The sequence below is a fragment of the Streptomyces sp. NPDC002403 genome, assembly GCF_053593015.1.
The window spans coordinates 1-20243 of record NZ_JBSFBQ010000054.1; the positions used below are offsets into that span (position 1 = coordinate 1).

At 71.3% G+C, this 20243-nt stretch carries 19 protein-coding genes; 7 read left to right on the plus strand and 12 right to left on the minus strand.

The genetic code is table 11. From position 1 onward, the window contains the following. Window positions 1-113: 113 nt before the first annotated feature. The 4 genes from ACWCPY_RS35575 to ACWCPY_RS35590 form a co-directional block, all read right to left on the minus strand. Window positions 114-797, minus strand: a complete 684-nt coding sequence (locus tag ACWCPY_RS35575; RefSeq protein WP_451272103.1) for an ABC transporter ATP-binding protein — start codon at window positions 795-797, stop codon at window positions 114-116. A 45-nt stretch (window positions 798-842) separates the two neighbouring features. Beyond that, the gene (locus ACWCPY_RS35580; protein ID WP_451272105.1) at window positions 843-2297 is read right to left on the minus strand and encodes an ABC transporter permease; all 1455 of its coding nucleotides are present in this window, start codon (window positions 2295-2297) and stop codon (window positions 843-845) included. A 200-nt stretch (window positions 2298-2497) separates the two neighbouring features. After that, on the minus strand, window positions 2498-3760 hold the full coding sequence (locus ACWCPY_RS35585; RefSeq protein ID WP_451272107.1) for a L,D-transpeptidase: 1263 nt from the start codon (window positions 3758-3760) through the stop codon (window positions 2498-2500). A 275-nt stretch (window positions 3761-4035) separates the two neighbouring features. Next, on the minus strand, window positions 4036-4437 hold the full coding sequence (locus ACWCPY_RS35590; RefSeq protein ID WP_451272109.1) for a hypothetical protein: 402 nt from the start codon (window positions 4435-4437) through the stop codon (window positions 4036-4038). 107 nt (window positions 4438-4544) lie between these two features. Between ACWCPY_RS35590 and ACWCPY_RS35595 the strand changes: the two genes are divergently transcribed. Further along, window positions 4545-4838, plus strand: coding sequence for a hypothetical protein (locus tag ACWCPY_RS35595; protein WP_451272111.1), 294 nt, complete (start codon window positions 4545-4547; stop codon window positions 4836-4838). 49 nt (window positions 4839-4887) lie between these two features. On the opposite strand, the gene hutH is transcribed toward ACWCPY_RS35595, so the two are convergent. The 5 genes from hutH to ACWCPY_RS35620 all read right to left on the minus strand — a co-directional run bounded on the left by hutH (window position 4888) and on the right by ACWCPY_RS35620 (window position 11078). After that, window positions 4888-6438 carry a histidine ammonia-lyase gene (gene hutH, locus ACWCPY_RS35600; RefSeq protein WP_451272113.1) on the minus strand — a complete coding sequence of 517 codons (1551 nt, stop codon included), beginning with the start codon at window positions 6436-6438 and terminating at the stop codon, window positions 4888-4890. Window positions 6439-6515: 77 nt separating this feature from the next. Continuing rightward, entirely contained in the window at window positions 6516-7685 is a 1170-nt protein-coding gene (locus tag ACWCPY_RS35605; RefSeq protein WP_451272115.1) for a diguanylate cyclase domain-containing protein, read from the minus strand. 95 nt (window positions 7686-7780) lie between these two features. Next, entirely contained in the window at window positions 7781-8593 is an 813-nt protein-coding gene (locus tag ACWCPY_RS35610) for an enoyl-CoA hydratase/isomerase family protein (protein ID WP_451272117.1), read from the minus strand. An 88-nt stretch (window positions 8594-8681) separates the two neighbouring features. Next, window positions 8682-9854, minus strand: a complete 1173-nt coding sequence (locus ACWCPY_RS35615) for an adenylate/guanylate cyclase domain-containing protein (RefSeq protein WP_451272119.1) — start codon at window positions 9852-9854, stop codon at window positions 8682-8684. Between the two features lie 357 nt (window positions 9855-10211). Continuing rightward, the gene (locus ACWCPY_RS35620) at window positions 10212-11078 is read right to left on the minus strand and encodes a biotin--[acetyl-CoA-carboxylase] ligase (protein WP_451272121.1); all 867 of its coding nucleotides are present in this window, start codon (window positions 11076-11078) and stop codon (window positions 10212-10214) included. 134 nt (window positions 11079-11212) lie between these two features. On the opposite strand from ACWCPY_RS35620, the gene ACWCPY_RS35625 reads away from it, so the two are divergent. The 4 genes from ACWCPY_RS35625 (at window position 11213) to ACWCPY_RS35640 (ending at window position 13959) form a co-directional block, all read left to right on the plus strand. After that, entirely contained in the window at window positions 11213-12796 is a 1584-nt protein-coding gene (locus ACWCPY_RS35625) for an acyl-CoA carboxylase subunit beta (RefSeq protein WP_451272123.1), read from the plus strand. Between the two features lie 14 nt (window positions 12797-12810). Next, a complete protein-coding gene (locus ACWCPY_RS35630) occupies window positions 12811-13032 on the plus strand; it encodes an acyl-CoA carboxylase epsilon subunit (protein WP_451272125.1) in 222 nt (73 codons plus the stop codon). Window positions 13033-13187: 155 nt separating this feature from the next. After that, complete coding sequence (mmpB, locus tag ACWCPY_RS35635) at window positions 13188-13316, plus strand: morphogenic membrane protein MmpB (RefSeq protein ID WP_451272127.1); 129 nt, start codon at window positions 13188-13190, stop codon at window positions 13314-13316. A gap of 31 nt (window positions 13317-13347) precedes the next feature. Beyond that, complete coding sequence (locus ACWCPY_RS35640) at window positions 13348-13959, plus strand: nucleoside triphosphate pyrophosphatase (RefSeq protein ID WP_451272129.1); 612 nt, start codon at window positions 13348-13350, stop codon at window positions 13957-13959. A gap of 25 nt (window positions 13960-13984) precedes the next feature. Here ACWCPY_RS35640 and ACWCPY_RS35645 read toward each other — a convergent pair whose 3' ends face one another. Next, on the minus strand, window positions 13985-14446 hold the full coding sequence (locus ACWCPY_RS35645) for a hypothetical protein (protein WP_451272131.1): 462 nt from the start codon (window positions 14444-14446) through the stop codon (window positions 13985-13987). Between the two features lie 410 nt (window positions 14447-14856). Here ACWCPY_RS35645 and ACWCPY_RS35650 point away from each other — a divergent pair, with 410 nt between their 5' ends. Both ACWCPY_RS35650 and ACWCPY_RS35655 read left to right on the plus strand, forming a co-directional pair. Next, complete coding sequence (locus ACWCPY_RS35650; protein WP_451272133.1) at window positions 14857-16611, plus strand: acetyl/propionyl/methylcrotonyl-CoA carboxylase subunit alpha; 1755 nt, start codon at window positions 14857-14859, stop codon at window positions 16609-16611. 147 nt (window positions 16612-16758) lie between these two features. Next, the gene (locus ACWCPY_RS35655) at window positions 16759-17358 is read left to right on the plus strand and encodes a TetR/AcrR family transcriptional regulator (protein WP_451272135.1); all 600 of its coding nucleotides are present in this window, start codon (window positions 16759-16761) and stop codon (window positions 17356-17358) included. A gap of 55 nt (window positions 17359-17413) precedes the next feature. Here the strand turns inward: ACWCPY_RS35655 and ACWCPY_RS35660 are convergent, their stop codons facing one another. After that, a complete protein-coding gene (locus ACWCPY_RS35660; protein WP_451272137.1) occupies window positions 17414-18394 on the minus strand; it encodes a DeoR/GlpR family DNA-binding transcription regulator in 981 nt (326 codons plus the stop codon). Window positions 18395-18581: 187 nt separating this feature from the next. Further along, a complete protein-coding gene (locus ACWCPY_RS35665; protein ID WP_326767398.1) occupies window positions 18582-20021 on the minus strand; it encodes an NAD(P)H-quinone dehydrogenase in 1440 nt (479 codons plus the stop codon). Window positions 20022-20243 lie beyond the last annotated feature (222 nt).

Here is a 20243-nt window from a genome sequence, read left to right on the forward strand (position 1 = left end):
GGTCATGTCACAGCTCCCAGGCGACCGGGAGACCCGCTCCGGCGCGCCCGAATGGGTGGAGTAAATGTGCCCCCGCCCCGCCGCACATGCCGCACTCCGCAGGCCTCCCCGTGTCAGGCCGCCGCGTTCTCCGTGATCGTTACCTCGCCCTTGCGGATGGTCGCCAGGCGCGGTGCCCGCCGGGCGATGGCGCTGTCGTGCGTGACCATGACGAAGGTCAGTCCGTGCTCCTTCCACATGGTCTCCAGCACCTCCATGACCTCGTCGCGCATCGACTCGTCGAGGTTGCCGGTGGGCTCGTCGGCGAGCAGCACCTTCGGCTGCTTGACCAGGGCACGGGCGATCGCCACCCGCTGCTGCTGGCCCCCGGACATCTCGCTGGGCAGGTGCCCGAGCCGCTCGCCGAGGCCGACGGAGTCCAGTGCCTCGGCGGCCCGCCGGCGGCGCTCGGACGCCCGGCCGCCGAGCGGTACGAGCGCGGTCTCGACGTTCTCCTGGGCGGTGAGCGTCGGGATGAGGTTGAAGCTCTGGAAGACGAAGCCGATGTTCTCGGCGCGCACCTTGGTGAGCTTGGCCTCGCTCAGCTTCGCCAGATCGACGCCGTCGAGCTCGACGCTGCCGCTCGTGGGGCGGTCCAGGCCGCCGAGCATCTGCAGCAGTGTGGACTTGCCGCCGCCGGTGGGGCCCTGGATGACCAGCCGGCCACCGTCCTCGATGGTCAGATCGACACCGGCGAGCGCGTGGACGGTGGACTTGCCGCGCGCATAGCGCTTGGTGACGTCTCTGAGCGTGTACATGGGTCAACTCCTGCTGGGACTGAGGGGGATGGGGCACGGGGTGGGCTATTCGACGCGGCGCAGGGCGTCGGCCGGCCGCAGCCGGGAGGCCCGCCAGCCGCCGAAGCCCCCGGCGATCAGCCCGCCCGCCACGGCCAGCGCCACGGCGGCCAGGATGACGGAGAGCGAGACGGGTGCGGTCAGCGCGATGTCGAGCGTCCTGGACGCGGCGGCCCGGCCCGGTCCGCCCATGAACCGGCCACCGCCCATGCCGCCGCCGGACGCGCCGAGCTGTGCGGTGAGCGTGGGGCTGATCGCGGTGACGAGGTACGCGCCGGCCAGGCCGATGCCGATGCCGAGGACGCCGCCCAGCAGCCCGTTGACGAGGGCCTCGCCGACGACCTGGCGGGTGACCCGGCCGCTCTTCCAGCCGAGCGCCTTGAGCGTGCCGAACTCCCGTACCCGGCGGCTGACCGCCGAGGAGGTGAGCAGACCGGCCACCAGGAACGCGGCGGCCAGCACCACGATCGAGAGCCACTTGCCGACGCCCGCGGCCAGGTCGGAGGCGGTGGAGAGCGAACCGGAGACGGTGTCGGCGAGGTCCGCGGAGGTGGTGACGGTGGTGCCCGAAACGTTCTTCTGGATGGTGGACTTGACCTGGTCGATCTGCTGCGAGTCCGCGGCCTTCACATAGACCGTGGTGACCTTGTCCTTCGAGTCCGCGAGGGTCTGCGCCTGCTTGAGCGGGATGTACAGGTTGGCGGCCGCGTCACCGCTGTCGGCGGTCGAGACCCCGACGACGGTGAACTCCGTCCCGTGGACGGTGACGGTCTTGCCGACGTCGAGCTTCTTCTCCTTGGCGTACGCGGAGTCGACGACGGCCACCTTCGCGTCGGTCTCGGACGTCTTGAACGTACGCCCCTTGGTGATCTTCGACGAGGTCAGCGGGCCGAGGTTCTGCTCGGTGACGTCGGTGCCGTACACCGAGTAGGAGTTGACGTCGAAGGAGGCGCCGCCGCCCCTGACCTCGCCCTGCGGCTGCCCGGTGCCGCCCTGCCCGCCGGGGCCGCTCCGGCCGCTCTGGCCCGCGCCCTCCTGCTGCTTGAACTCACCGCGCTTGAACTGGCCGTCGACCTTCATCACGTTGAGGCTGAGGCCGCCGACGGCGCCGGCGACGCCGTTCTGTCCGCCGATCCTGGTGACGGTCGACGAGGCCAGTGTCTGGAAGCCCTGGACCATGACCCGGTCGCTGCTCTGCGTGGCGTCGTCGTCGCCCTTGGCGTCGAACTCGAACTTCGGGCGTCCCTCCCCCGATCCGGGAGCCGCGGCGGCCTTGGTGACCGTCATGTCCGTGCCGAGGCCGTACAGCGATTCCAGGACCTTGTCCTGGGCCCGGCTCATGCCGGTGGAGACCGAGCTGACGACGATGACCAGCGCGATGCCCAGCGCGAGTCCCGAGGCGACGACCAGCGCCGCCTTTCTGCGACGGCGCAGCTCGCGCCGGAGGTAGGTGAAGAACATGGCGCGACGCTATGGAGTGCTTGTGATGGCGGGATAAGGCCGCGATGAAAGCCGGATGAGAAGACATACGAACGCCGGAGGCGGCGGCACCGCGGATCCGTGGGGATCCGGGTGCCGCCGCCTCCGTACGGGATTCGGGGACCGGCCGTCGCCAGGGGCGACGGCCGGCGGCTCGCGCCGGGGACGGCGCGTGGGGTGGGTCAGGCCTGGGAGCCCGCCGTCCACTGCGCCCAGCTCATGTTCCAGCCGTTGAGGCCGTTGTCGGGGGTGATGGTCCGGTCCGGGGAGTTCTTGACGATGACCACGTCGCCGACGATGGAGTTGTTGTAGAACCAGGCGGCGGGCTGGTTGGCGTCGCCCGCACCCTTCACGTCGGCGAGGCCGACGCAGCCGTGGCTGGTGTTGGCGCTGCCGAAGATCGACCGCGCGCCCCAGTAGTTGCCGTGGATGAAGGTGCCCGAGGTGGACAGCCGCATGGCGTGCGGCACGTCCTTGATGTCGTACTCACCCTTGCCGTCGTCGTCGGTGAAGCCGACCGTCGCACCGTTCATCCGGGTCTCCTTGAACTTCTCGGAGATCACCATCTGTCCGTTGTACGTGGGGTTGTCGGGGGAGCCGGAAGAGATCGGGATGGTCCTGATCGTCTTGCCGTCCTGGGTGACGGTCATCATCTTGGTCTTGGCGTCGACCGTCGAGACCTGGTTGCGGCCGACCTTGAAGGTGACCGTCTTCTGCTGCACGCCGAAGACGCCGTCCGCGCCCTCGACGCCGTCCAGCGCCAGCTTCAGCGTGACGGTGGAGCCGCCCTGCCAGTAGTTCTCCGGGCGCAGGTCGAGACGCTGCGAGTTGAACCAGTGGCCCGCCACCTGCTGGCCGCTGCTGGACGTCACGGTGATGCCGGCCTCGACGGCCTTCTTGTCCGTGATCGCCTTGTTGAAGTTGATCGAGACGGGCATGCCGACGCCGACCGTGGAGCCGTCCTCGGGGGTGAAGTTCCCGATGAAGCTGTTGGCGGGCGAGACGGTGGTGAAGGAGGAGTTCTCGTGGGCCTCGCGGCCCTTGGAGTCCTTCGCCGTCGCGCTGATCTTGTACGTGGTGGAGCGCTCCAGCTGGACGTCCGGCTTCCAGCTCTTGCCGTCGGCGGAGAGCGTGCCCTTGACGGTGGCTCCGGCCGTCGTGGTCATGGTGACCTCGGAGAGCGTGCCCTTGGCGACAGTGACCTTGGCGTCGTTGTTGATGCTCGCGTTGGTCGCGCCGTTCTTCGGCGAGATCGTTATCTGGGCTTCCGACGCGTCCTGGGCCGCTGCCTTGTCGACCTCGGCCGCCTGCGACTTCTTCGAGCCCTCGGCACTGCTCTCGCCGCTGTCGTTGCAGCCGGTGAGCACCAGTACGCCGCCGAGCAGTGCGGACGCGGCCATCAGGCCCCTGCGCCGCTTGCTGTCCGTCATCACACGCTTCTCCATCGTTGCCGAATCCCCAAAAACCCCGAGCGGAGCCGCCGACCGGCGAAACCCGTCAATGGTCCTAGAACCCATGGAAAGGGTCCTCCGTTCCCCATCCAAGAAAGATGTGGGGAACAACACTCAACGACGCGTCCGCGGCTGCGGTGGTTCCCGACGCCGATCACGTAGGGGTGAGCGGCGAACCACACGGCCCCGGTCCGCGTGCGAAGCGGTCCGGGGCCGGTGTTCACCAGCTGCTGGTCCCGCCGCCCGCGGCGACGTGACCGTCGTCGTCCTCACCCATTGTGCGGGACGCCACCACCGCCCTCCGCACCGTCCTCCTCGTCCTCCTCGTCGTCCTCGTCCTCCTCGTCGTCCTCGTCGTCGAGGTCCCAGGAGTCCGGGTCGTCCGGGTCGTAGTCGACGATCTCGCTGCTCCAGGACGCCTGGGCGAGTTCGACCCCGGGCACCTCACCGACCAGGTCGAACGGGTCGACGAGGGAGGCGAGGGCCTCCGCGCCGTCCTCCCGTACGGCGGCCTCGGCGCGCAGGCGTTCCTCGGCGGACTCGCCGCCCGGCTCCCCGAACTCGGCGGCGATCGACTCCAGGGCGGTGCCGCTGAGTGCGTCGGGGTCCGTGATCTCCAGCACCATTTCAACTCGAAGCCGAACAAAGCGTGCTGTCTCAGAAGTGCTCATGCGCCGGAGCGTAAGCTCCCCGCACTCCCGGCTTTCCCGCGACCCGCTGCTTTCACTAGCATCGGCGCACATGACTAACTCACGGCCGTGACAAGGGGATCGATTCCGTGGTCATCGCTCGCCGCCCGCTCCTGACCGCCACCGCCGCGGGCACATTGCTGGCCGCCCTCTGGTTCGTACCGTCCGCCAACGCGACGGGCGAACCGGCCGGTCCGTCGGGCAACCGGAGCGGACCGACCACCACCACCGTCGCCGGGGACACCGCGGCCGGTCCGAGGCTGGCCGACACCGGGACCGGGATCGACACCACTCCGTATCTGATCGGCGGAGTGGCGTTCCTGGGCATCGGCGCGGCGCTGGTCTCCCACTCGGCCCGCCGCAGCGACGCCTTCTCCGCCTAGAACACGCCCGGAGGCGTCCGGAGCACCTCCGGACGCCTCCGGAACGGGCCTACGCCAGCGGGCCGGTCACCGGCTCGACCGCGGCGACCAGCTTGCCGGCGCGCACGAACGCGTCCGTCGCGGCCAGGTCCGGCGACAGGAAGCGGTCCGGCCCCGGGCCCTGGACGCCCGCCGCGCGCAGCGCCTCGATGGCGGCCTGCGAGGCGGGGGCGGGGGTGAGTCCTCCGGCGGCGCGCAGCTCGATGGCGCGGGTCGCCGCGTAGAGCTCGACGGCGACGATCCGGGCGAGGTTGTCGACGGCGGTACGGAGCTTGCGTGCCGCCGACCAGCCCATGGAGACGTGGTCCTCCTGCATCGCGGAGGACGGGATCGAGTCGGCCGAGGCGGGTACCGCCAGCCGCTTCATCTCGCTGACCAGGGCGGCCTGGGTGTACTGGGCGATCATCAGGCCCGAGTCCACCCCGGCGTCGTCGGCGAGGAACGGCGGCAGCCCGTGCGAGCGGTTCTTGTCCAGCAGCCGGTCGGTGCGGCGCTCGGTGATGGAGCCGAGGTCCGCCGCGACGATCGCCAGGAAGTCGAGTACGTACGCGACGGGGGCGCCGTGGAAGTTGCCGTTGGACTCGACCCGGCCGTCGGGAAGGACGACGGGGTTGTCGACGGCGGAGGCCAGCTCGCGGTCCGCGACGATCCCGGCGTAGTCGAGGGTGTCGCGGCCCGCGCCGTTGACCTGGGGGGCGCAGCGCACCGAGTAGGCGTCCTGCACACGGGGCGCGTCGTCCTGGTGGTGGCCGGTGAGGCCGGATCCGGCGAGGACCCGCAGCATGTTGTCGGCGCTGACGCCCTGGCCCGGGTGCGGGCGGATGGCGTGCAGCTCCGGGGCGAGCACCTTGTCCGTGCCGAGCAGCGCCTCCAGGGAGAGGGCGGCGGTGATGTCGGCGGAGGTGTAGAGGCTCTTGAGGTCGGCCAGGGCCATCACGAGCATGCCGAGCATGCCGTCGGTGCCGTTGAGAAGGGCGAGGCCCTCCTTCTCGCGCAGCTCGACCGGGGTGATGCCGTGGGCGGCGAGCAGTTCACCGGCCGGGCGCACGGTGCCGTCGGGACCCTCCGCGTCGCCCTCGCCCATCAGCGTCAGGGCGCAGTGGGAGAGCGGGGCCAGGTCGCCGGAGCAGCCGAGCGAGCCGTACTCGTGGACCACGGGCGTGATGCCCGCGTTGAGGACGTCGGCCATGGTCTGCGCGACCTCGGGGCGTACGCCGGTGTGTCCGGAGGCGACCGTCTTCAGCCGCAGGAACATCAGCGCGCGCACGACCTCGCGCTCGACGCGCGGCCCCATGCCGGCGGCGTGCGAGCGGACGATGTTGCGCTGGAGCTGTGCGCGGAGATCCTGGCTGATGTGCCGGCTGGCCAGCGCCCCGAATCCGGTGGAGACGCCGTAGACCGGCTCGGGCTTGGCGGCGAGTGCGTCCACGATCTCGCGGGCGGCGGCAAGCGCTTCGACGGCGGCTGCGGAGAGCTCGACGCGGGCGTTGCCGCGGGCCACGGCGATGACGTCCTGAGCGGTGGTGCCGGACGTCCCCACCACGACTGTATGCATATCCATATTCAGAAGCGTACGGACTGAATCCCTTCATGTCACTAGTGGTCGTGCGGTTGACCCCTTACCGGCCGGTGCGGCGCTCAGGGACGACTGCCGCGCAGGTGGCGGCGGTCGTGCGCGGGCTTGGGCGGCGAGTCGGCCAGCCGGAGCACCTCGCCGTCGCGCCCCGCCACCACCGGCCCGACCGAGCGGGCCGCCTTCGCCCGGTACTGGGCCGCGTCCGCCAGCCGGAACAGCCGCCGCGCCGACACCACCGGACCGATCGGGTCACCGGTCGACGCGATCCCGCACGCCACCCCGTCACCCTGCTCCAACTCGGCTGCCCGTTCGCAGAGTTCGGTGGCCACCCGGACCACGTCGTCCACCTCGGGCCCCACCGTGAGCAGACAGAACTCATCACCGCCGAGCCGGGCCGCGAGCGCGCCGGGCAGCATGGCGCCACAGCGGGAGAGCACCGAGCCGAAACGTTCCAGCAGCCGGTCGCCGACCGCGTGGCCCTGGGTGTCGTTGACCTGCTTCAGACCGTTGAGATCGCAGACGACCAGGCTGACCACCGCCCCGTCCGCCCGGTGCCGCTCCACCGCCTCGTCCAGCCGTACGTCGACGGCGCGACGGTTGGCCAGACCGGTCAGCGGATCGGTGAAGGCGAGCTTGCGGACCTCTTCGAGCCGTTCGCTCTGGGAGACCCCGGCGGCGACGACCGCGGCCAGCACGGTCGCGAAGTCCGCGTCCGACCGCCCGAACACCGGCGCCCCCACCGGGCGGGCCACATACAACTCGCCCCAGGCCCGCCCGTGCAGCACGATCGGGGCGACCACGCAGCAGCCGCGCCCGCGGCGCCGCAGCGCGGCCACCCGCTCCCGGCCGTACCCGCTGCCGTACTGCCGCAGCCCCGCGCCCCCGCCCGGCGCCGCGCCGGGCGGGCCGTCGGCGGTCTCGACCCAGGCGTCCGGCTCACCGCCCTTGGCCCACCGTTCGTGCAGGAACTCGGTGATCTCCGGGAACTGGTGCACCGGATACGTCTCCGCCTCGGGGAACTCCTCCTCCCCTTCGGCCCGTTCGCCCGCGTTCACCAGCACCCGCAGTTCCCCGCGCCCCCGCTCCCACACGGAGAGCGCGGCGAAGCTGCCGCCCAGCGCCTCGCACGCCCCCAGCGCGGCCGCTCGCCACGACCCCCGCGGGGTGTGCGCCGCCGCCATCGCCTGCGCAAGCGCAACCACGGCCCGCAGCCGTGCATCATCACCACCCATCGCTACAGCTTATGTAGTTTTGTGGTGATTTGATCAGTTTGGGGCTTTCGTTGCGTGCACTTCGTGTCCATTCAGTTACCGAAGGTCACTCCGCATCACTCGCCGGGCCAGTTCGGCTTCCTCTTCTCGTTGAACGCGGCCACGCCCTCGGCCCGGTCCCCGGAGAAGGCCACCGAGCGCCAGGCCGCGTCCTCGACTTCGAGGCCGGCCCGCAGATCGAGGCCGTGGCCCAGCCGCAGCGCCCGCTTGGCGGCCCGCAGCCCCACCGGGGAGTTGGCGGCGATCCGGCCGGCGAGCGCCAGCGCGGCCGTACGGTCCTGCCCGGCCTCCACCAGTTCGTCGACCAGCCCGCTGTCGTGCGCCTCGGCCGCCTCCACCCGCCGGGCCGTGAAGACCAGCTCGGCGGCGCGCGCCGCACCGATCCGCCGCGGCAGCAGCTGCGTACCGCCGCCGCCCGGAATGACACCGACCGACACCTCGGGCAGGCCGACCACGGCCGTACGGTCGGCGACGATCAGGTCGCAGGACAGCGCCAGCTCGAATCCGCCACCGAGCGCGAAGCCGTGCACCGCGGCGATCGTCGGCATCGGCAGTTCGAGCACGCCGGTGTACGCGGACCGGGCGGTGGGGCGCTGGCGCAGCAGATCGGCGTCGGTGAAGGAGTTGCGCTCCTTCAGGTCCGCGCCCACGCAGAAGGCCCGCTCGTGGCTGGAGGTGAGGACGGTGACCCGCACGCCGGGGTCGGCGGCCAGCGCGGCACAGGCGGCGGCGATCGAACGGGCCATGTCCGTGGACACGGCGTTCATCGCCCCGGGCCGGTCCAGGACCAGCTCGGCGACGTGTTCCTGCCCCTCGTGGACCCGTACGACGACGAATTCCCCGAACCGCTGCTCGGACGTGACGGTCATGGCTTCACCCCTCCGGTTAACGATCGTTACCGGAGGGATCCTATGGCGCGGCCCGGACAGTGGTCCCGGGAGTGTCCGGGCCCGGGATTCAGGAGGTGGTGCGGCGCGCCAGCAGCCAGGGCTCCACCACGCCGAGGCCGCGCACCGGGCGCTGCCACATCGGCTGCAGCCCGTAGCGGTACTTGGGCAGGGCGAGCGGCTCCACGCCTTCCTGGCGCTCCTTCTCGGCCACCGCGGCCTCCTCCGCCGCCTGCGCCTCGGAGGCCGGGGCGTCGCCGGTACGGGTCAGCTCCTCGGCGAACGCCCCGTCCACCAGCACGGCGTCCTTCGGCGCTATCGAGGTCAGCCGGCTGGCGAGGTTCACCGTCGTACCGAAGACATCGCCCATCCGGGTGGTGACCGTGCCGAACGCGATGCCCACGCGCAGCGCCGGCATGATCTCGTCCTGGGTCATCGCCTCGATCAGGCGCAGCGCGATCTCGGCCGCGGTGCCCGCGTCGTCGGCGGCGAAGAGGACCTCGTCGCCGAGGGTCTTGATGAGACGGCCGCCATGGGCGGCCACCAGGTCGGCCGAGGTGGTCTCGAAGGCCTCGACCAGCTCACCGAGCTCCTCCTCCTCCAGCCGCCGGGTCAGCCGGGTGAACCCGACGAGGTCGGCGAAACCGACGGCCAGGCGCCGGTCGACCATCTCCTCGTCGTCGGCGGCCTGCACGACCCGCCCGGTGGCGGCGGCCAGCTGGCGCCGCCACACATAGACCAGGAACTCCTGGAGCTCCGGGAGCAGCAGCTCGACCAGCGGGTACGTGACCTCGGTACGGGTCATCCCGGGCTCGGGCGGCTCGGTCAGCCCCTCCAGGAAGGAGTCGATCTGCCACTCGGCCAGCCGGGCGGTGGTCTGCCCGGTGGAGCGGGCCACCTGGATCGCCATCGGTTCGCTGAGCAGCCCCGCCTCGACGAGACCGGCGAGCCGGCGCAGCGCCAGCACATCGGCCTCGGTGAGCGCCTTGGCCTGCCCGATGTCGGCGAAGCCCATGGCCCGCCAGAACCTGGAGGCCAGATCCATCGAGACACCGGCGGTACGGGCCGCCTGGAAAGGCGTGTAGCGACGGTCGGCGCCCAGGATCAGCTGTTCCAGCCGGATCGCGAGGGGGTCGTCGGTCGGCTCCGCCGTATGGTCGACTTCGTGATGCGGTGTCGCGTGGACCGAGGGTTCCGACGGGGGCTGTGCTCCCGCACCGGAGGTCGTGTCGTCGACGGTCACCAGCCGCCTCCTGCCCGTTCCCTGCGCACTGCCCTGCCGATCTGTCGGTGGATCGCCTCAACGATACGGCAGGTGTGCCGTGGCTCACGCCCGTATGGCACCCGGGAATGTTCCTGGGTGGGCCGGGGGGCGTGGGTGGTTGCGGCCGGTGGGGGGTTTCCAGGAGGGCACGGTCCTCAACCCCCGGAGCCTCCCGGAACGACCCCTGGGTGGGCCGGGGGGCGTGGGTGGTTGCGGCCGGTGGGGGGTTTCCAGGAGGGCATGGTCCTCAACCCCCGGAGCCTCCCGGAACGACCCCTGGGCGGGCCGGGGGGCGTGGGTGGTTGCGGCCGGTGGGGGGCCAGGAGGGCATGGTCCTCAGACCAGGCCGCCCCCCGCGCCCCGCAGGTGGACGATGTCACCGGCCGACACCGGTTCCTGGAGGCCGTCGTCGGTGGACAGGATCAGGCGGCCGTCGCCGTCGATCGCCACGGCCTCGGCGGTGAGCGTGCGGTCTCCGGGCAGCTGGGCCCTCACCGTCCGGCCGAGGGTCGCGCAGCCCGCCGCGTACGCCTCCTGGAGGCCGCTCGCCGCCGCGTCGCCGTCTGCCGCGCGCCACTGGCCGTACCAGTGCTCCAGCGAGCGCAGCACGCCCCGCAGCAGGGTCTCGCGGTCGGTGGAGACGGCCCCGGCCAGGGCCAGCGAGCCGGCCGTGGGGGCGGGCAGTTCCTCGGCGCGCAGGGAGACGTTGAGGCCCATGCCGATGACGACGCCGTCCCCGGCGCGCTCGGCCAGGATGCCGCCCGCCTTGCGCTCCACGCCCTCCACCGTGACCAGGAGGTCGTTGGGCCACTTCAGGGCCGTGTCGACGCCCGCGGCCTTCGCCAGGCCGGTCGCCGCGGCGACGCCGGTGAGCAGCGGCAGCCAGCCCCACCGTTCGGCGGGCACGTCGCCCGGCTCCAGGTAGACGGAGAAGAACAGGCCCGAACGGGCCGGAGCCGTCCAGGTGCGGTCGAGGCGGCCGCGGCCCGCGGTCTGCTCCTCGGCGACCAGCACGGTGCCCTCGTCGAGCCCGGCCGCCGCCCGCCGGGCGAGCTCCGAGTTGGTGGACCCGATGGTCTCCACGACGTCGAGCGAGGTCCACAGCCCGCCCGGCCGCAGCAGTCCGCGGCGGAGCGCGGCGACGTTCAGGGGTGGCCGGTCCAGGTCCGACCAACGGTTCCGTGGCGCATCCGAAGGTGTCATGCAAGCCAGACTAGGTGTGTCAAACGCCGCACTGCCGAACCGTATCCGCGCCGATACGCTACGGGTCAGTAGGTGTTCAGATACCTGATCAGCAGCACAGTCGTCCCCGTGACCAGGCAGGGAGCCGCCACCCGATGTCCGAGCCGGAAGAGACCGACATCCACACCACCGCGGGCAAGATCGCGGACCTGCAGCGCCGAATCGACGAGGCGACGCACGCGGGCTCCGCGCGCGCGGTCGAGAAGCAGCACGCCAAGGGCAAGTTGACCGCGCGCGAACGGGTCGACCTGCTGCTCGACGAGGGTTCCTTCGTGGAACTCGACGAATTCGCCCGGCACCGCTCCACCAACTTCGGCATCGAGAAGAACCGCCCGTACGGAGACGGCGTCGTGACCGGCTACGGGACGGTCGACGGCCGCCCCGTCTGCGTCTATTCGCAGGACTTCACCATCTTCGGCGGCTCGCTCGGCGAGGTCTACGGTGAGAAAATCGTCAAGGTGATGGACTTCGCGCTGAAGACCGGCTGCCCGGTCATCGGCATCAACGACGGCGGCGGCGCCCGGATCCAGGAAGGCGTGGCGGCGCTCGGTCTGTTCGCGGAGATCTTCCGCCGCAATGTGCACGCCTCGGGTGTCGTGCCGCAGATCTCGCTGATCGTCGGACCGTGCGCGGGCGGCGCGGTCTACTCCCCCGCGATCACCGACTTCACGGTCATGGTCGACCAGACCTCGCACATGTTCATCACCGGTCCCGACGTCATCAAGACGGTCACCGGCGAGGACGTCGGCTTCGAGGAGCTCGGCGGCGCCCGCACCCACAACACCACCTCCGGTGTGGCGCACCACATGGCGGGCGACGAGAAGGACGCCATCGAGTACGTCAAGTCGCTGCTGTCGTACCTGCCTTCGAACAACCTGTCCGAGGCGCCCGCCTTCCCCGAGGCGGCCGATCTCGCCACCACGGACGAGGACCGCGAGCTCGACACCCTCATCCCGGACTCGGCGAACCAGCCGTACGACATGCACACCGCCATCGAGCACGTGCTGGACGACGGCGAGTTCCTGGAGACCCAGGCCCTGTTCGCGCCGAACATCATCACCGGCTTCGGGCGCGTCGAGGGCTACCCGGTCGGCGTCGTCGCCAACCAGCCGATGCAGTTCGCGGGGTGCCTGGACATCAACGCGAGCGAGAAGGCCGCGCGCTTCGTCCGCACCTGCGACGCCTTCAACGTGCCCGTGCTGACCTTCGTGGACGTCCCCGGCTTCCTGCCCGGCGTCGACCAGGAGTACGGCGGCATCATCCGCCGCGGCGCCAAGCTGATCTACGCCTACGCCGAGGCGACCGTCCCGCTGATCACGGTGATCACCCGCAAGGCGTTCGGCGGCGCGTACGACGTCATGGGCTCCAAGCACCTGGGCGCCGACATCAACCTCGCCTGGCCGACCGCTCAGATCGCGGTGATGGGCGCGCAGGGCGCGGTGAACATCCTGCACCGCCGGACGATCGCCGCCGCCGACGACCAGGACGCGACCCGCGCCGAGCTGATCGCCGACTACGAGGACACGCTGCTCAACCCGTACGTGGCGGCCGAACGCGGTTACGTCGACGCGGTGATCATGCCGTCCGACACCCGCGCCCACATCGTGAAGGGGCTGCGCCAGCTGCGTACCAAGCGGGAGTCGCTGCCCCCGAAGAAGCACGGCAACATCCCCCTCTAGAAAGGGTCCTGGCCATGATCAAGGTCGTACGGGGCAACCCGACCCCTGAGGAACTGGCCGCCGCCCTGGCGGTGGTGCGGGCGCGCGCCGCGGCGACGGCGTCCGGCGAGCCGTCCGGTGCACCGGCGGGCTCGCCGGCGCTGCCCGGCCAGTGGTCCGACCCGGGACGCATCGCCCGGCGCACACGTCATCTGCCGGGGCCGCGGGCCTGGGCCCGGACGTACTGGCCCGGGTAGGCGCGGAAGCATTCCTTCCCACACGTTTCCGGAGGTCCGGGCCCTTTCGGGTCCGGGCCTCCGGCGCGTGCGGGCGCGATCTGGCCCGTAGGCACCACGAGGGTTGAGTACCCGTACTCAGGCGCGCCGTCCGTCGCGGCAGCAGGATCGTTTCCATGCTGTGGTCCGACCCCGAGAACAAGCCCCCGAAGGACCTGCGCGACGCCCAGGCCATGATGCGTCGTGCGGGGCTGGTGCTCGCTCTCGCGATGGTGGTCGCGATGTTCGTGGCCGGTCTGCGCTGAGCGGGGCCGGGGCCGGTCCGCCTCTTCTACGATGGCGCGTATGACTGATCAGCGCCGTCTCGTGCTCGCCTCCGCCTCCCCCGCCCGCCTCGGTCTGCTGCGGCAGGCCGGCTTCGCGCCCGAGGTGATCGTCAGCGGCGTGGACGAGGACGCGCTGAGCGCCCCGACACCGGCCGAGCTGGCGCTCGTGCTCGCCGAGGCCAAGGCCGCGGCGGTGGCCGGCCGGCCGGAGGCGGCGGGTGCTCTGGTCATCGGCTGCGACTCGGTGCTCGAACTCGACGGCGAGGCGCTCGGCAAGCCGGCCGACGGCGAGGAGGCCATCGCCCGCTGGAAGTCCATGCGCGGCCGGGCCGGTGTACTGCGAACGGGCCACAGCGTGATCGACACCGCGACCGGACGCACCGCCTCGGCGACCGCCTCCACGACCGTCCGTTTCGGCGAACCGACGGATGCCGAGATCGCCGCCTACGTGGCCACCGGCGAGCCGCTCCACGTCGCGGGCGCCTTCACCCTGGACGGCCGTTCGGCTCCGTTCGTCGACTCCATCGAGGGCGACCACGGCAATGTCATCGGGCTCTCGCTGCCACTGCTGCGCCGGCTGCTGGGCGAGCTGGGAATCTCCGTCACCGAGCTCTGGGTCTGAGAACCGACGGGCCGGGGCCGGCCCGTCAGACCGGCGCCGGGGCGCTCGCCCCGGCGTCGTCGGCGGGCTCGTCGCCGGGCTCGTCCGACCGGGTGCCGTACGCCACCAGGGTCAGCACGATCAGGCCGAGCACCACCATCAGGAACGCGAACGCGGTCCAGCCGACCAGGCCGACCACCAGCGCGCCCAGCACCCCGTGCACCACGGCGCAGAGGATCAGGACGACGCGGGCGAAGCGGCCCGGGGCCCGGTCGCGGATGCCGGCCAGCAGCAGGAGCAGGCCGCACAGCAGCAGGTACAGGCCGAAGACGCCGCCCATCACCCAGGTGCCGTTGGACATGACGGCGGGGTCCATCCCGGCCAGCGACATGTCCTGGTTCTTGACCACCGTCGCCAGGATGCCGTTGATGAGCACGACGCCCACGGCTTCCGCGAACAGCACGAGCGCGGCCACGAACGCCACCGGTCTGCGCACCACGGCGCTCACCCCCTGTTACCTGCAGTACGTGCGATAGCGCGGACCCTACTAACGGGTAATGCTCCGGACAAGGGCCCGGACGATCTCCGCCCCCGCCCCGCGCGCCACGCGTGCGCGGGCGCACTCGTCACCCACCCCCTTGTCGCGGCTCTCGTGCGTCGCGCAAAGAATCGTTCGCCCATTAGTGGGGACTCGACAAAGAAACGCGAAAACTCGCAGCTCGCACGAACAGAGACCTGGACCACACCTTGTGGCTACTGTGCGGTTATGAAACCCGGCGTACCGTGGTGCCACAAGGGATTTCGCGACTTGAGCAAGCCTCGAATCACACTCCGTGTGGGCAAGCTCACCATTGGGGACGGGTCGTAGGGCCGTGTCGGTAGTCCCTAAACTCAGCTTGTTTCAAGGAGGGAGCCATCGTGCGCAAGGTGCTCATCGCCAACCGTGGCGAAATTGCTGTCCGTGTTGCTCGGGCATGCCGGGATGCCGGGATCGGGAGCGTGGCCGTCTACGCAGACCCTGACCGCGACGCTCTGCATGTGCGCGCGGCCGACGAGGCATTCGCTCTGGGCGGTGACACCCCGGCCGCCAGCTATCTGGACATGGCCAAGGTGCTCCAGGCTGCCAAGGACTCCGGGGCCGACGCCATCCACCCGGGCTACGGCTTCCTGTCGGAGAACGCCGAGTTCGCCCAGGCCGTGCTGGACGCCGGTCTGACGTGGATCGGTCCGCCGCCGCAGGCGATCCGGGACCTCGGCGACAAGGTCGCCGCCCGGCACATCGCGCAGCGTGCCGGGGCCCCGCTGGTGGCCGGCACGCCCGACCCGGTCGGGGGTTCCGCCGAGGTCGTGGCCTTCGCCGAGCAGCACGGCCTGCCGATCGCGATCAAGGCCGCCTTCGGCGGCGGCGGTCGCGGGCTGAAGGTGGCGCGCACGCTGGAGGAGATCCCGGAGCTGTACGACTCCGCGGTCCGTGAGGCCGTCGCGGCGTTCGGCCGGGGCGAGTGCTTCGTGGAGCGTTACCTCGACCGGCCGCGTCACGTCGAGACGCAGTGCCTGGCCGACACCCACGGCAACGTGGTCGTGGTCTCCACCCGTGACTGTTCGCTCCAGCGCCGCCACCAGAAGCTGGTCGAGGAGGCCCCGGCCCCGTTCCTGTCGGACGAGCAGAACGCGGAGCTGTACGCGGCGTCCAAGGCCATCCTGAAGGAGGCCGGCTACGTCGGCGCCGGCACGGTGGAGTTCCTGGTCGGCACGGACGGCACCATCTCGTTCCTGGAGGTCAACACCCGGCTCCAGGTCGAGCACCCGGTGACCGAGGAGGTCAGCGGTCTCGACCTCGTACGCGAGATGTTCCGCATCGCCGACGGCGAGGAGCTGGGCTACGACGACCCGGCCGTGCGCGGACACTCCTTCGAGTTCCGGATCAACGGCGAGGACCCGGGCCGCGGCTTCCTGCCCGCCCCGGGCACCGTCACCACGTTCGCCCCGCCGACCGGCCCCGGTGTCCGCCTCGACGCGGGTGTGGAGTCCGGCTCCGTCATCGGCCCCGCCTGGGACTCGCTGCTGGCGAAGCTGATCGTGACCGGCGCGACCCGTGAGCAGGCGCTCCAGCGTGCCGCCCGTGCGCTGGCCGAGTTCAACGTCGAGGGCATGGCCACGGCCATCCCGTTCCACCGCGCGGTCGTCGTCGACCCGGCCTTCACCAGCGATCCGTTCCGGGTGCACACCCGCTGGATCGAGACCGAGTTCGTCAACGAGATCAAGCCCTTCACCGCCACCGCCGACGCCGAGGCCGAGGAGGAGGCCGGCCGTGAGACGGTCGTCGTCGAGGTCGGCGGCAAGCGTCTCGAGGTCTCCCTGCCCTCCTCGCTCGGCATGAGCCTGGCCCGTACCGGGCTCGCCGCGGGCGCCAAGCCCAAGCGCCGCGCCGCGAAGAAGAGCGGTTCAGCGGTCTCCGGCGACACCCTGGCGTCCCCGATGCAGGGCACCATCGTCAAGATCGCGGTCGAGGAGGGCCAGCAGGTCCAGGAGGGCGACCTGATCGTCGTCCTGGAGGCCATGAAGATGGAGCAGCCGCTGAACGCGCACCGCTCCGGCACCGTCAAGGGTCTTGCCGCCGAGGTCGGCAGCTCGGTCTCCTCCGGCGCCGTCATCTGCGAGATCAAGGACTGATCGGGCGGTACCCGACGTTCCGCCGGGGCCCCCGCCGAGTCGTGCGACTCGGCGGGGGCCCCTGTCGTGCGCCACTCCGCGTGGCCTCACTCCTGCGGGGGCGATGGCATCCTGGACCCCGGGGCGGAAGAAAGGGAGGACTGCGCCATGGCGATCAGTGCGGCACGGACACCGGCCCGGCCGATGCGTGCCGACGCGCGCCGGAACTACGGCCGGCTGCTGAGCGAGGCCCGGACCGCCTTCGCGGAGCACGGCACCGACGCGTCCCTGGAGGACATCGCGCGGCGCGCGGGCGTGGGGATCGGCACGCTCTACCGGCACTTCCCGAACCGGCACGCGCTGATGAACGCGGTCTTCCAGGACGCCCTGACGTCACTGATCACCCGTTCCCGTGAACTCGCGGGGGCGGAGCAGCCCTGCCGGGGCCTGGTGGAATGGCTGGGCGCGATCATCACCCACGCGGGTGAGTACCGCGGGCTCGCGCAGGCGCTCATGTCGACGTCGCGGGACGAGACTTCGGCCCTGGCCCAGTGCAATGTGCCGTTGCGCGAGGCGGGGGCGGTGTTGCTGGCGCGGGCGCAGGCGAGCGGGGCCGTGCGGCCGGATGTGTCGATCGACGACCTGATGCAGCTGACCAACGCGATCGCGCTGGCTGCCGAACAGTCGCCGGACGACCCGGAGTTGGCGGGGCGGTTGCTGATGCTGACCTTGCAGGGGCTGAAGGGGCCGAGCGCGGAGAGGTGTTGAGGGGTTCCGCCCCGGACCCCGCGCCCCGAACGCCGACGAGGCCGGCTCTCGGCTGCTACCTGCGTCGCAGGTCCGCGACCCTTGCCCGGTCCCCAGGGCCCTGGCCCTGCTCCGTCAGGGACGCGGCACTCCGCAGCTGCTGCGGACCCGGGGCTCCGGGACCACCCCCGTGCGTACGGCGCTGTCCGGGCACAGGCAGGTCGCGGCGGCCCTGACGGCCGTGCGGGAGGGGCTCGGCAGCTGCGGGGCCACCGCCCGAACCGGCCACCGCGATCTGTACGCCCTGGTCCGCCAGGGCCTGGAGTTCGGTGGCGGCACGGTCGTCGTGGCCGGGGGGCTCGTCCGTCACCAGGCGGGTGATGAGGTCCGTCGGCACCGTCTGGAACATGGTGTCGGCGCCGAGCTTGGTGTGGTCGGCCAGGACCACCACCTCCGCGGCGGCCTGCACCAGCGCCCGGTCCACGCTCGCGGAGAGCATGTTGGACGTGGAGAGGCCGCGCTCGGCGGTGAGCCCGCTCCCGGAGAGGAACGCGCGCGAGACCCGCAGGCCCTGGAGGGACTGCTCGGCGCCACTGCCCACCAGGGCGTAGTTGGAACCGCGCAGCGTGCCGCCGGTCATCACCACCTCCACCCGGTTGGCATGGGCCAATGCCTGGGCGACCAGGAGGGAGTTGGTGACGACGGTCAGGCCGGGGATCCGCGCGAGCCGGCGGGCCAGCTCCTGCGTGGTCGTACCGGCGCCGACGACGATGGCCTCGCCCTCTTCGACGAGACCGGCGGCCAGGTCGGCGATGGCCGTCTTCTCCGCGGTGGCGAGATGGGATTTCTGCGGAATGCCGGACTCACGCGTGAAACCGCCCGGCAGTACCGCACCGCCGTGCCGGCGGTCGAGGAGTCCTTCTGCCTCCAGTGCCCGCACGTCCCGCCGTACGGTCACTTCGGAGGTCTGGACGACGCGGGCGAGCTCACGGAGCGATACCGCCCCGTTGGCACGCACCATTTCGAGGATCAACTGACGACGTTCTGCAGCGAACACGAAACTGACAGTAACGTGACCGCCCGAGTGTTTTCAGCAGTTTGCGCCGAATAACGGAAGTTGTACATACAAGGGGCCGCCAAGTGGTATAGGCGGCCCCGTTGTTGTTCTGTACTGATCGGACGGCGGTCACCGGACCGCCGGAGTTGCCGGAAGTCGCCGGGGTTCTCCGGGTTTCCGGGGGCGTTTACGCCTCGCCCGCGCGCTTACGGGTGTGCAACTGCCGGGCCACTTCCGCGATCGAACCCGACAGGGACGGATACACGGTGAAGGCGTTTGCGATCTGTTCTACCGTCAAATTGTTGTCGACCGCGATCGAGATGGGGTGGATGAGTTCGCTCGCGCGCGGCGCGACGACACAGCCGCCGACCACGATGCCGGTGCCGGGGCGGCAGAAGATCTTGACGAAGCCGTCGCGGATGCCCTGCATCTTGGCGCGCGGGTTGCGCAGCAGGGGCAGCTTGACGACCCGGGCGTCGATCTTGCCGGCGTCGACGTCGGCCTGGGTGTAGCCGACGGTGGCGATCTCGGGGTCGGTGAAGACGTTCGAAGAGACCGTCTTCAGGTCCAGCGGGGCCACCGCGTCGCCGAGGAAGTGGTACATCGCGATCCGGCCCTGCATGGCGGCGACCGAGGCGAGGGCGAAGATCCCGGTGACGTCACCGGCCGCGTACACGCCCGGGGCGCTGGTGCGGGAGACCTTGTCGGTCCAGATGTGGCCGGACTCCTTGAGCCGGACCCCGGCCTCCTCCAGGCCCATGCCCGCGCTGTTCGGGATCGCGCCGACCGCCATGAGGCAGTGCGAACCGGAGATGACCCGGCCGTCGGCGAGGGTGACCTCGACCCGGTCGCCGACACGCTTGGCGGCCTGGGCGCGGGAGCGGGCCATGACGTTCATGCCGCGGCGCCGGAAGACGTCCTCCAGGACGGCGGCGGCGTCCGGGTCCTCGCCCGGCAGCACCCGGTCGCGGGACGAGACGAGGGTGACGCGCGAGCCGAGCGCCTGGTAGGCGCCCGCGAACTCGGCGCCGGTCACGCCGGAGCCGACCACGATGAGCTCCTCGGGCAGCTCGTCGAGGTCGTAGACCTGGGTCCAGTTCAGGATGCGCTCGCCGTCGGGGAGCGCGTCCGGGATCTCGCGGGGGTGGCCGCCGGTCGCGATCAGCACGGCGTCCGCGGTGAGCGTCTCCTCCGTGCCGTCGGCGGCGGTCACGACGACCTTGCGGGAGCCGTCGGCGGCCTGGAGGCCCTCCAGACGGCCGCGGCCGCGCATCACGCGGGCGCCGGCGCGGGTGACGGAGGCGGTGATGTCGTGGGACTGGGCGAGCGCCAGGCGCTTCACCCGTCGGTTGACCTTGCCCAGGTCGACGCCGACCACACGGGCGGCCTGCTCGACGTGCGGGGTGTCGTCGGCGACGATGATGCCCAGTTCCTCGTACGAGGAGTCGAAGGTGGTCATCACCTCCGCCGTCGCGATCAGGGTCTTCGAGGGCACACAGTCGGTGAGCACGGACGCGCCGCCGAGACCGTCGCAGTCGACGACGGTCACCTCCGCGCCGAGCTGGGCGCCCACCAGTGCCGCCTCGTAGCCGCCGGGTCCGCCGCCGATGATCACGATCCGGGTCACGAAAAGTCCGCCTCGCGTATGTCATCCCGCGGCCGTCTGCTGCCCCGGCCGGGGGTCCGGGGGAGCGCCCCGGGGGAATGCAGTACGTACTTCATTGTCCCGCACGCGCCAAGGTGCTTCGCCCCGGGGCCCTCCATACGTGCGCCGGGGCGTGCGCGCCGGGGCCCGGGAGCGGGAAGCGGAACCCTCTGAGTGGTCTTCCGCACCGGAATCGACGTTCTC